The organism is Microbulbifer maximicatervae (SeqCode), assembly GCF_052467325.1.
The window spans coordinates 2,674,133-2,686,444 of record NZ_CP174310.1 but is presented as its reverse complement, the minus strand read 5'-3'; the positions used below and the strand labels follow the sequence as shown (position 1 = coordinate 2,686,444).

Below are 12,312 nucleotides of genomic sequence, written 5' to 3'. Positions count from 1 at the left end.
CTAGAGTAAGTTTACGCAATTATTCCGGCGAGGGTCCGGTGGATTGCCGAATAATTAACTCGGGGGTGAAGCTGCGTTGAATTTCACCCTCTGCTGCAGAGCCATTTGCTTTTGCGCTTTTACTTTGAATTCTCTTGAGCAATAACTCTGCAGCGGAGTGTGCAATTTTCTTATTTGGTTGGCACGCAGTAGTGAGTTTGGGCCAGGTTTGCCGGGAGAATGGGCTGTCCTCAAATCCGGCGATAGAAACCTGTCCAGGGACATCAATCTCTAACATACGGGCAGCGAATAAAGCCCCCGCTGCAATTTCGTCGTTTGCGGCAAATATTGCCGAGGGTACACTATCACCGCGCAGGATCTTCTTTGCGTTGCTTTCACCAGATTCAAATGAATATTCACCGTCAATAATGAGTTGTCGGTCTACGGTTATTCCCGCCCCTTCAAGTGCCTGACAGTAACCTTGTTGGCGCTCTAAAGTGGAGAGGTGCTCCTCGCCTCCACTCAAATAAGCGATGCGTTTGTGTCCGAGGGAGAGTAGGTGCTGGGTAATATTAAAAGCAGCTTGCCGGTCATCGATTTGTATGGAGTTTTCTTCTATCTCATGGCTGATGCGAGAGGAAGCTATTCGCACAAACTCCACATTCATGGATTTGAGTGTTTCGAGAAAAGCGGGTGACTCCGAGAAAGGTGGGGTCAGGACTAGGCCGGCTACCTTGCCGTGCTCAACTAGTTTATTTAAATCGCTGAGGATAACTGGGGAATTTGAATCGCATGGGTGGATAAGCAGTTCATATCCTTTGGATCTGCAAGCCTCCAATATGCCGTTTTGCATGTCGATAACGTAATAGGCATTAGGATTGTCATAAATAAATGCGATGGAATAGGTATGGGTTCCCGCCAGGTTCCGTGCAGCGAGATTGGGTGTGTAGTTCAGGGTTTTTACCGCATCGAGCACTTTTTGCCGTGTGGCAGCACGTACAGAGGGTTCATTATTGATCACCCGGGACACGGTTTTGATAGATACGCCCGCGCATTCTGCAACATCATTAATCGTGACTTTCATACATCAACTGGTTCTATCTGAGCCATGACTTGGAACTGAGGGTATCGACAAGTAAGTATTGTTAGGAGATGGGATTTTAACAGTTATAAGCCCGCTGTAAGTTTTATGACTGACACGTCTTTCTTTTCTAAAAAAGCTTTGTAGTTTTTTATCCTGTCTTTCGAGCCGACTCTACATCCCGTAACCTATCTGTAAAAATTCTACATTAAATGAGAGATTGCACCCCAATATAATGACCATTATGCGCCTTTCAGTTCCAGCTTTTCGACTAAATAATGATTTTTACGCCGGAAAAGTGTGATCCCCTCCTTCGCCATACTGACCACCCTCAATGACTTTGTGGTGGCTCTTGAAAAATCTTGTAGTTTAACTACATAATGTACGTCAATAAGATTGAGTGGCTACAAGCTGAGTGAATTGCTCAGGTCGGCGTAAGAAACTTCTACCACTGCCCTGGGGAGGAGGTTCCGGCATTGTTGGATCACTAACATTCAGTTCTACGGCGGGTAAAGGGCTCGGAAGAGAGATTTTTGCCTGACAACAGAGTTTCCCTAACAAGTTCCAGAGGCAGTCTTGCAAAGGGCTTAATCGTGGGATGAGTGATTTGCCTCTGGCCCTGTGAAGCAAATTTGTTCCTCAGGTTTCAGATTTCCCATTGGGCAATGGGACTTCAATGGCACTACAACCAAAGGGTTGAAGTGGGAGCCATTCGGCCGAAAGGCCCTTCACGGAAAGACAATCACAAGTGGCAAATGCCACTGAAATGTGACCCTGGTGGTTTTTGCCTGCGGAGACCGCCTCAACAGAGTTAATACGGAATAGTCATGGTTCACAGCAAGGTTCAGGCCGTTACCGAACGTATCATTAAGCGCAGCGAAGAAACTCGTGCAGAGTATTTGGCGCAGGTTGAGAAAGCGCATATTGAAGGTCGGGCTGCGGCTCATGTGTCCTGCGGGAACCTGGCCCATGCAATAGCCGCATCCCCGGAAAGTGATAAAGAGTTAATCGCCTCCGGGCGTGGCCCGAATCTGGGTATCGTTAATGCCTATAACGATATGCTGTCTGCACACCAGCCCTATGGTGCTTATCCCGCTCAATTGAAAGAGGCTGCTGCTCGCAATGGCGCTACGGCTCAGGTTGCCGGCGGCGTGCCCGCAATGTGCGATGGGGTGACCCAAGGGCGTGCCGGTATGGAGCTCAGCCTGTTTTCACGGGATGTGATTGCTATGTCCACTGCGATCGCCCTCTCCCACGATGTTTTTGAAGGGGCCATATTCCTGGGCATCTGCGACAAAATTGTCCCTGGCCTGGTTATCGGTGCGCTGTCTTTTGGTCACCTGCCTTCAATTTTTGTACCTGCGGGCCCAATGCCCACCGGCTTGTCGAATGCGGAGAAAGTCCGGATTCGCCAGCTGTATGCTGAAGGAAAAGTAGGGCGTTCTGAACTATTGGAAGCCGAAAGTGCTTCCTATCACAGTGCCGGCACCTGCACCTTTTACGGCACTGCCAACAGTAACCAGATGTTGGTAGAAATTATGGGACTGCAATTGCCCGGAAGTTCCTTCGTGAACCCCGGTACCGATTTGCGCTCAGCATTAAACGAAGCTGCTGTGGCGCAATTGGTAAAAATTACTGAACCGAGCGAGCACACTTCGGTAGCTAAAATTCTTACCGAAAAAGCATTCGTCAACGGAGTGGTGGGATTGCTCGCTACCGGTGGATCCACAAACCACACATTGCACCTTATTGCGATGGCGCGTGCAGCAGGTATTCAGTTGACTTGGCAGGACATGGCTGATCTCTCCGAAGTGGTGCCACTGCTGTGTCATGTGTACCCGAATGGCACAGCTGATATCAATCATTTTGCTGCAGCTGGCGGTATGCAATTCCTGATCCGCGAACTTCGCTCAGCGGGTCTTTTACACGATGATGTTCATACCGTACTCGGTAATTCCGGACTCGAACCCTACTGCGAGGACCCCTTCCTGAATAGCGATGCAACCGGGGTAGTGTGGAAGCCAACTCCAGAGGAGAGCGGCGATACGACGGTAATTCGTCCGGCCTCTGATCCTTTCTCCCAACATGGTGGTTTGCAGCTTCTCGAAGGAAACCTTGGTCGCAGTGTAATCAAAGTGTCTGCGGTTAAATCCGAGCACCTCAAAGTGAAGGCGCCCGCCATTGTTCTGGATAACCAGGACGACCTGCTTAAACGTTTCAAAGCTGGTGAGTTAGAGCGCGACTTTGTAGCTGTAGTGAGATTCCAGGGACCTCGAGCCAACGGTATGCCGGAACTGCACAAGCTAACTCCCACGTTGGGGGTGCTACAGGATCGTGGCTTTAAAGTGGCGCTAGTCACAGACGGGCGTATGTCCGGTGCATCAGGGAAAGTGCCGGCTGCCATTCATATGTCACCGGAAGCCGTAGAAGGCGGTGCGATTGCCAAGGTGCAAGAGGGTGACATGATTGAACTTGATTCAGAGGCTGGCGTTCTGCGCGTACTGGTAGACGAAGCTGAATTTAATGCTCGCGAACCGGCTCAGTGTGATCTTTCAGCAAGTGCCCGTGGTACCGGCCGTGAACTATTCGCTAATATGCGCGGGCTTGCCAGCGGTGCAGAGACCGGTGCAAGCATTCTTTATTGATTATTGCGGAGCCAGTAAGGCTCCGAGACAAGAACGATCTCAGAGCAAAATTTATGATTAACCCTTTTGATATGGTGTTATTTGGTGGAGGCGGAGACCTTGCACTACGCAAGTTGCTACCGGCACTTTACCGAGCATTTAGAGAGGGCAGCTTGATTGAAGGCTGTCGCATCCTTCCGGTGTGCCGCCGTCAATCAGATATTGATCAATATATCGAAACAGCCCACCAGGCTCTGCAAAAGTATCTTCGTGAGGGCGAGTACTGTGCTTCGAGCTGGGACCAATTTAGCCAATTGCTTTGCCCCGTCACATTGGATATCGCCGTACCGGACGCCCAGTGGGATCACTTGGCAGAAATTCTCGGTACTGACCCTGAACGGGTTCGCATCTTCTACCTGGCAATTCCGCCGGCAGTATTTGGCCCCTGCTGTGAAAACCTCTCCTTAAAAGGACTGATTACTGAAAATTCCAGAGTTGTTGTGGAAAAACCGCTGGGTTATAACGCCCAAACCTCTGATGAAATTAACAGTAAAATTGCCAGTTACTTCCCGGAAGATAGTATCTTCCGTATCGATCACTATCTCGGTAAGGAAACTGTCCAAAACCTTCTTGCACTGCGTTTTAGCAATGTACTGTTTGAGCATCTTTGGGATGCAAAAACTATTGATCATATCCAGATCAGTATTTCAGAAACCGTAGGTCTTGAAGGGCGTGCGGGTTTTTATGATGAAACTGGTGCTATGCGGGATATGGTGCAAAACCACCTGCTGCAACTGCTATGCCTTATCGCTATGGAATCTCCCAACAGTATGTCGGCGAAGAATATCCGTGCAGAAAAAATTAAGGTACTGGAAGCATTGCGTCCGCTCACCGGCAATTTGGTCGATGAGAATGTGGTGCGCGGCCAATATGTCGCCGGTGAAATCAATGGCAGTGAGGTACCTGGTTACCTCGATGAACTTGACGGTGGAACCAGCTTAACCGAAACCTTTGTTGCAATTCGTGCACATATCGATAGCTGGCGTTGGGCCGGGGTACCCTTTTACCTGCGCACCGGCAAGCGTATGGAAAAGCGTTGTGCTGAAATTGTGGTTCAGTACAAAAACGTATCTCACCATGTATACGAAGAATCTGCCGGAAAAATTGTCCCCAATCGTTTGGTCATCCGACTACAGCCTGAAGAGAGTATCAAGCTGGTTTTGATGGCGAAAAAAATGGACAGCCTCACCACCGAGCTGCAACCAGCTGAATTAAATTTAACCCTCTCAGATACTTATGACAGCTTCCGTAGCGATGCTTATAAGCGCCTGATGCTGGATGCAGCAGCAAATAACCCCGCGCTGTTTATCCACCGTGACGAGGTTGCCGCTGCCTGGGCTTGGGTTGATCCAATTATTGACCACTGGCGCGAAACTGAAAATCAGCCTCAGCCCTATCCCGCAGGTAGCTGGGGGCCGGAAGAGGCAGACAAATTGTTGTCACGCAGTGACCGTCACTGGTTTAACGCGCAGTAATAACCTGAGAAACGGGCGTAAGTCTCTACGACATTACGACCGTTTCCATGAAGACAAATGGAATGATCCATGGCTGAAGAAAAGTTTTTCCAAGATCGCGAGCGTCTTGTCCAGGCCCTAGCCCACGACTGCGCCAGCGAATTGCAAAAAGGTATTAAAGAAAACGGTCACGCAAACTTCCTGGTATCGGGTGGCAGTACGCCGGAGCCGGTTTATCGTGAGTTATCCAGACGTCCACTTCCGTGGTCACAAATTACAGCAGCTCTCGTTGATGAGCGCTGGGTGGAAAAAAGCCACAGCGGTAGTAATGCAGCATTTATTGAGAAATCACTCTTGCAGAACTATGGCGCTAAAGCCAATTTTCTAGGAATGAAAAACTCACATACAACGGCCGCAGAAGGTGAAGAAGCTTGTGAGCGCGCTTACAGCGAGCTGCAAAAGCCGTTTGATGTTTGTCTGCTGGGTATGGGTAGTGACGGCCACACCGCATCACTTTTTCCCCATGCGCAGGGCTTACAGGATGCACTAAATCCTGAATCAGAAAAGTTGTGCAGTGCAATTATTGCCAATCAAAGTGAAGTTACCGGCTCCAATACAGAGCGTATGACTTTAACCCTGAGCGCAATTGTGCAATCGCGCAATATCAAGTTGTTGATCACTGGTGAAGAAAAACTAAAAGTTTATCGCGAGGCATTGCTCGGCAGTGATGAGTCAGAAATGCCGGTGCGCAGTATCCTCAAGCAGGGGCTAAAACCAGTCACTGTCTACTGGGCACCTTAACGAAAGATTTGGAATTAACTGATGCAGAAAAATATCGCCGAGATTTTGCAGGTGGCTGGCGTTGTCCCAGTACTGGTTGTAGATAAAGTTGAAGACGCCCTCCCTCTTGCCGGTGCTTTGATTGAAGGTGGCCTGAAGGTACTTGAAGTTACCCTGCGCACTGAGGCAGCCCTGGAAGTTGTTGAACAAATTGCAAAACACTTGCCGGAAGCCCATGTTGGAACCGGCACCGTGCTCAATGGTGATGATCTGCGTCGTTCTATCGATGCCGGTGCCAGCTTTATGGTGAGCCCTGGCGCAACCGATCGTTTGCTGGAAGCGGCAGAAGGCAGTGAAGTACCTCTGCTGCCCGGTGCTGCTAGCGTTTCAGAAGTTATGCGCTTATTTGAGCGAGGCTATCGATACCAGAAATTTTTCCCCGCGCAGGCAGCAGGTGGAGTACCAATGCTGAAATCTATTGGTGGCCCGCTGCAGGACGTTCGCTTTTGCCCCACCGGAGGCATAGGCCCGCAAAATGCCCCTGATTTCCTGGCATTGGACAATGTGGTTTGTGTCGGCGGTTCCTGGATGGCGAGTAATGCTCTGGTCCGTGAACAAAACTGGGCTGAAATTACTCGCCTGGCAAAACAAGCTTCTGAATTGAAATAAAACACTCGGTATGGAGCACCCTTGAGTGGGTGCTGCTTGGAATACCAATAGCATATAAAGAGGGTAAAGCGAGATGAAAATTAAAATTGCCATCAATGGTTACGGTCGTATCGGTAGAAATGTCACCCGAGCCATTTATGAGTCAGGCTACAGCGATCGTGTTCAACTGGTTGCAATTAATGATCTCGCCCCGGTAGCTTCTAATGCTCACCTGACACGGTTCGATACTATTCATGGTCGATTTGGTACAGACGTCAAAGTCGACGGTGATGCACTGGTTATCGGTGGTGATCGAGTTCAGGTTTGCCAGGAGCGGGACCCATCCAAATTGCCTTGGAAGCAACTGGGAGTAGATTTGGTGCTGGAGTGTACTGGCCGCTTTACCGACCGCGCTTCCGCTTCAGCTCACATTGAAGCCGGCGCTGCTGCAGTACTGATTTCAGCTCCATCAAAAGATGCGGACCTCACCGTTGTTTATGGTGTGAATGACAGCAACCTCACTAGCGATCACCGTGTAGTTTCCAACGCGTCCTGCACTACCAACTGCTTGGCGCCAGTGGCTCAAGCGCTGCATCGTGAATTGGGTATTGAGCGTGGCTTTATGACCACGGTACACGCCTACACCAACGACCAGAATACCCAGGATGCTGTACACGCAGATATTTACCGGGCACGTGCCGCAGCGGACAATATGATCCCAACCAAAACTGGTGCAGCTGCAGCAGTGGGTCTGGTATTACCTGAACTGAAAGGGCGCCTCGATGGTATGGCTGTCCGTGTACCGGTAAGCAATGTATCTCTGGTGGACTGCCAGTTTATTGCCGGCCGCGACACTACCGCTGAAGAAGTGAATCAGATCATGCAAGAAGCTGCTCAGGCGAGCGGAGGTGTTCTGACCTACTGCGATCAGCCCCTGGTTTCTGTGGACTTCAACCACACCAGTGCATCCAGTCACTTTGATGCCAACCACACACGCGTGAATGGAAACCTGGTTAAAGTAATGGCCTGGTATGATAACGAGTGGGGCTTCTCCCACCGCATGCTGGATACCAGTCTGGCCATGGCTGAGACTCTCCAACTGAATCAGCCGGTTGCAGAGTCTGCTTAACTCCCCTCATTCACCATATTTTGGTAATTCAATTACTGAGGGCCATTAAATGGACATAGAATTCCTGTTTGATAGCCCTCTGAACCTTCTTTTCAATTTATTAGATGACGGGATCTTATGATTCGCCATACAAAAATCGTAGCAACCCTGGGCCCAGGTACAGATAAACCGCGCGTAATCGACGAAATGATTCGTGCTGGGGTGAATGTAGTGCGCCTGAACTTTTCCCACGGATCGGCAGAAGATCACCGTCGCCGTGTCACTGAAGTGCGCAACGCCGCCGAAGCACAGGGGAAAATTGTTGCGGTATTGGGGGATTTACAGGGGCCTAAAATCCGTATTGCCCGCTTTGCCAAAGGCAGCGTGCAGCTGGAAAACAATGATGAATTTACCCTCGACCTGGATTGCCCGGTTGAAGGAGGAGATGAACATCGTGTAGGTGTGGACTATCCCAGCCTGATTAGCGATTGCCAGTCCGGCAATATCCTGTTGTTAGATGATGGCAAGATTCGCCTGGAAGTAACCGGAACGACTCCCAGCAAACTTTACTGTCGAGTTTTACAAGGCGGTAAGCTGTCGAACAATAAGGGCATTAACTTGTTGGGCGGCGGCCTGTCTGCACCCGCACTGACAGAAAAGGACTACCGGGATATCAAGCTGGCGGCAGATCTCGAAGTGGACTTTCTTGCGGTCAGTTTCCCTCGCTGCGCAGAAGACCTGGATACTGCCCGTAAGGCCATGGCAGAGGCTGGCAGCCAAGCGGCGATCGTCGCCAAAGTTGAAAGGGCGGAAGCCGTTGCCGACGATGAGCAAATGGACAGCCTGATTCTGGCTTCCGATGCGATCATGGTAGCTCGCGGTGACTTGGGTGTAGAGATCGGTGATCCCGCTTTGGTCGGGGTGCAGAAAAAACTGATCAACCGCGCAAATGCTCTCAATCGTGGCGTAATCACGGCGACACAAATGATGGAGTCGATGATTACCAGCCCGACTCCTACACGCGCAGAAGTAATGGATGTTGCCAATGCGGTGCTGGATGGTACTGACGCAGTTATGCTGTCTGCGGAAACTGCAGCGGGTGATTATCCGGTTGCCGCTGTGGAATCCATGAGCGATGTAATTATTGGTGCTGAACAGTATTTGGGCAGTGTTCCATACACTGAAAATGACCAGGGTTCCTCGCCGTTGATCGACACAGTAATTGCCCAGGCGGCGATTGACGTAGCAACGCGAGTGGAAAACCTCTGTGCCGTGGCCGCACTGACTGAGTCGGGCCGTACGCCGCGAATGATGTCTCGTGCAAATACCCGCCTGCCGATTTATGCATTGACCCGGCACCCTCGAATTGCTCGTCAGCTAGTGCTGCTCAGAGGTGTAGAGACGGTGAGCTTTGATCCAGCTTCTGTTCCCCTAGGGCATTTAACCGAAGCGGTTATCGAGGTCTTAAACTCTCGAATCGACTTGCAAAAGGGACAGCGAGTGCTGATCACCCAGGGGGAACGCCTGAATATGGGTGGGCATACCAACTCTATGCGGATTAAAGAGATCGAATAAGGTTTCTGATATGCGGCCCAGGTTTCTTACAGATAGGACCCTGGGCCAGTTAAGCCCCTTTCCTTTCTATAGTTACCACCTTTCTCACCTCTGATCCTATTCGCGGCAAAGTGTTTTAGCCCTAAGGTCGATTTTATGGTAGGCGTACTCTTGTGATTTATGTCACAAGTTTGAAGGCCCTGTGTCGTTACTCGCCCAACTTTATTTAACAGCTGATAGCTATTAGTAATTGTACGCTGATATTCAACGATAAAAATTGGCCATCACTAATGGAATTAAGTGGATTGTTTTTATACGAAGCTACGGTGAACAGGAATACGATTCCAATACGATCGTGCCATTTCTCCCATCTATTAAAAATAAATCGGCAAACACTTTCGGTAGATATTAGGAAGCTTTACTTTTGAGTTAGCCCCTGGGCTGTTAGCCATATTCTCGCCAAATGCTAGCTACCGTATTGATCTAAATTGCGGTAATCTCGCGAAGTAGATCTCAGCCTTGTAATTTTTTCGACGCTACAAGGGCTTATTATTTCTCCAAGCTAGAAATTAAGAGAAGAGCCTAATCGGTAATACTCTTCTAATAAGGCGATCATAAAACTCCCTTATTTTGATAGAGGGTGCTCTTCCTGGCAGTTTCTTTATGTAATGGCGTGTTATTGGCAGATCTTGCAACTTCGATTTTAATCGGCGCCGGCTTTTTCCAGAGTGGCCACTAATAAGTGACCCTCTGGTCTTAGTCAAAGAGCATTTTGCTCAATAAATTCGACCAAAAATTTTCTGGAGTTTTCTGGACTTTCTCTAGTGCTCTCGAGTGAAGATTCACTGAATTTGGTCCCCACTAGATCCAGGTAGGCGTAAGTGTTTAAAGGATTATCATGCAGCTAACTGTTGAAAATAAGCAAGGCATCCAGTACGAAGTTAGGATTGGTTGGGCATACCAGATGGGCATACCTATGCAAGTCGATGCTAACCACTTGCTTTCGATGTTCGACGATGCCGTCATTGAGAAAATTCATGGGCACTTTTTTGGCTTGGGTGGTAATTGTTGTAACTTGCTGAGCACGAATATTCAAGCTGGCACCTCAGGCACTATTTTTTTAGGGCCTTTATCTGAGCCTCCGGGCCACCTATCTCACTCTGAAAAAGAAATTTACAGCGCCCTGGTACAGAACCGCCTGATAATTGAGGAATCGCACACGGCAGCGTCGGCCATTGCAGTTAAGCAGTCTGAATTGATGCTTAAGATCCGTCTGGGATTGCAGCAAATTATCGCTCAGGAGCGTGCAGAATCAGCACGAATCCAGGAACAACATGAAAAGCGTTCCACCATTGGGAAAGTGGGAGCTTATATTGGGAGTGCTGCTAGCGGTTTTGGTGATGCCGCCTGGGGACTGGCGGTATGGACAAAAGATATCCTTGAAGTAGCGGAAATGCTAAGCCCTTTGCGCCAATCTCATAGGCTGGGTGTTGCCACAGTAAACTACTTCATACATGGAAAAAGCTTCGAAGAATCTGGCCAGCAATACCTTAGCGATTTAGAGCGTGAAGCAGTGGATGTGCTCGGTTTTGACCCTTCTAAAATTACTAAACAGCAGCTGGAGCTGGCTGTTGATGTTGCCCAGATTATTTATGATGATCTCTCCCTGCGCGAAATTATTATCCGCTTTGCCGAGGATTATGTAAAAGCCCAACACAGCCTTGAAGTTACTAAGTTAGTTGGTGGCGGAGCCTTTGAAATAGTCCTTACTATCGTCCTCGCAGCGATAACTGGGGGCGTCGGTGCAGCTGTGGCTGTAGTCAAAAATGCACGCTTATTAAGGGCCTTCAAGAAGCTCGGTGAGCTGATGATGGAGTTCGCTAAACTGAAGAAGCTGCAGCAGCGGGTACTTAAGAAAAGGGGCGGCAAAGCAAAAGGCAGCAGTGCAAGTTTCTCTGATTTGAGCTCTTCGGAGGTTACGGTGCCGCAAAAATCCAGCGGCCCGTCTTCGAGCAATTCTAGCTCTGCTACTTCTAGTAGCTCCAGCCAAAGTAGTAGCAGTTCTGGAGGTAGCCCCAATAGTAATTCCAATGCTGCAGACACTAATACATTGTTACCTCCAGGTGCTCAGTCTGTTCAAGAAAGAATAGCTCAGGGTAAAACTGTACCTCGGCATGCACGCGTGAATCCTGAAGGCTATTATTATGATTCCAGTGTAGGAAAATATAAAACCATACCTGAACCTAAGCCAGATCTTTCTAAGGGATCAGGTAATAGGGAGATTCCTTGTTTTGGAGCTGGTACATTAGTAGCAACGCCGGATTCATTTGCAAAAATTGAAGATATTAAAATAGGAACTCTTGTTAGTTCTTGGGATGAAAATCTTAAAAAAGTAGTGGAAAATAGAGTTACGGCCTTGCATCGAAATAAGGCAGTTGATTGGGTTGAGATTGTGGTATCTGGAAGCGTTATTACTGCCACGTGTAACCACCGTTTCTGGATGCCCAAAAATGAAGAGTGGATTGAAGCGAGATTTTTGGATGTTGGAATGGAGGTATTGCTAGAGAATGGCCAGCGTTCTAACATTGACAAAATAAGTTTAGTGACCTCGGGTGAAAAAGATACTTTCAATATAACTGTAGAAAATGCTCATACCTACTACGTGGGTAGTTCGAAAGTTCTTGTCCACAATGATGGAAGCGATGTAAATGGCAAAGTTTACATTGGCTATAATAAGAGTGATTCTCCTATTTATGTTGGACAAACATTGCAAACAATAAAAGCACGACAAGCTCAACACACAGCAGAAGGTATTGCTGATCCTGTCAATAAAGGCTGGAAAACTGAAATGACTATTAAGCAATACCCTGGACTAGATGGATTGACGCCGGATCAAATGAATTATCATGAAAGAAGAATTTACGATCAGCTTATTGAGAAAGGGATTGACCTAAAAAATAGTCAAATACCACTTACAGATCCAAAAGTAAATAAGTTGATTAAAAAGTACTGCTAGGAGGATGT

The 12,312-nt window shown here is 48.5% G+C and carries 8 protein-coding genes; 7 read left to right on the top strand and 1 reads right to left on the bottom strand.

Features of this window, described 5'->3' with window-relative positions; translation table 11 throughout:
- Nucleotides 1-19 precede the first annotated feature (19 nt).
- Nucleotides 20-1,063, bottom strand: coding sequence for a LacI family DNA-binding transcriptional regulator (locus tag ACJJIE_RS12100; RefSeq protein WP_444891849.1), 1,044 nt, complete (start codon nt 1,061-1,063; stop codon nt 20-22).
- A gap of 824 nt (nt 1,064-1,887) precedes the next feature.
- Here ACJJIE_RS12100 and edd point away from each other — a divergent pair.
- From edd to ACJJIE_RS12065, 7 genes are all read left to right on the top strand, one after another.
- Nucleotides 1,888-3,705: a phosphogluconate dehydratase gene (gene edd, locus ACJJIE_RS12095; protein ID WP_444891848.1), complete on the top strand. Its 1,818-nt coding sequence runs from the start codon at nt 1,888-1,890 to the stop codon at nt 3,703-3,705.
- 53 nt (nt 3,706-3,758) lie between these two features.
- A complete protein-coding gene (gene zwf / locus ACJJIE_RS12090) occupies nt 3,759-5,219 on the top strand; it encodes a glucose-6-phosphate dehydrogenase (RefSeq protein ID WP_444891847.1) in 1,461 nt (486 codons plus the stop codon).
- Nucleotides 5,220-5,288: 69 nt separating this feature from the next.
- Complete coding sequence (gene pgl / locus ACJJIE_RS12085; RefSeq protein ID WP_444891846.1) at nt 5,289-5,999, top strand: 6-phosphogluconolactonase; 711 nt, start codon at nt 5,289-5,291, stop codon at nt 5,997-5,999.
- A 21-nt stretch (nt 6,000-6,020) separates the two neighbouring features.
- Nucleotides 6,021-6,647 carry a bifunctional 4-hydroxy-2-oxoglutarate aldolase/2-dehydro-3-deoxy-phosphogluconate aldolase gene (gene eda / locus ACJJIE_RS12080; RefSeq protein ID WP_282931528.1) on the top strand — a complete coding sequence of 209 codons (627 nt, stop codon included), beginning with the start codon at nt 6,021-6,023 and terminating at the stop codon, nt 6,645-6,647.
- Between the two features lie 73 nt (nt 6,648-6,720).
- Nucleotides 6,721-7,755: a type I glyceraldehyde-3-phosphate dehydrogenase gene (gene gap / locus ACJJIE_RS12075; RefSeq protein WP_444891845.1), complete on the top strand. Its 1,035-nt coding sequence runs from the start codon at nt 6,721-6,723 to the stop codon at nt 7,753-7,755.
- A 117-nt stretch (nt 7,756-7,872) separates the two neighbouring features.
- On the top strand, nt 7,873-9,309 hold the full coding sequence (pyk, locus tag ACJJIE_RS12070; RefSeq protein WP_282931530.1) for a pyruvate kinase: 1,437 nt from the start codon (nt 7,873-7,875) through the stop codon (nt 9,307-9,309).
- An 877-nt stretch (nt 9,310-10,186) separates the two neighbouring features.
- Nucleotides 10,187-12,304, top strand: coding sequence for a Hint domain-containing protein (locus tag ACJJIE_RS12065; RefSeq protein WP_444891844.1), 2,118 nt, complete (start codon nt 10,187-10,189; stop codon nt 12,302-12,304).
- The last annotated feature ends 8 nt before the right edge of the window (nt 12,305-12,312 follow it).

Coding starts and splice junctions, on each gene's coding strand:
- ACJJIE_RS12100 (WP_444891849.1), bottom strand. CDS start 1,063: ATGAAAGTCACGATTAATGATGTTGCAGAATGCGCGGGCGTATCTATC.
- edd (WP_444891848.1), top strand. CDS start 1,888: ATGGTTCACAGCAAGGTTCAGGCCGTTACCGAACGTATCATTAAGCGC.
- zwf (WP_444891847.1), top strand. CDS start 3,759: ATGATTAACCCTTTTGATATGGTGTTATTTGGTGGAGGCGGAGACCTT.
- pgl (WP_444891846.1), top strand. CDS start 5,289: ATGGCTGAAGAAAAGTTTTTCCAAGATCGCGAGCGTCTTGTCCAGGCC.
- eda (WP_282931528.1), top strand. CDS start 6,021: ATGCAGAAAAATATCGCCGAGATTTTGCAGGTGGCTGGCGTTGTCCCA.
- gap (WP_444891845.1), top strand. CDS start 6,721: ATGAAAATTAAAATTGCCATCAATGGTTACGGTCGTATCGGTAGAAAT.
- pyk (WP_282931530.1), top strand. CDS start 7,873: ATGATTCGCCATACAAAAATCGTAGCAACCCTGGGCCCAGGTACAGAT.
- ACJJIE_RS12065 (WP_444891844.1), top strand. CDS start 10,187: ATGCAGCTAACTGTTGAAAATAAGCAAGGCATCCAGTACGAAGTTAGG.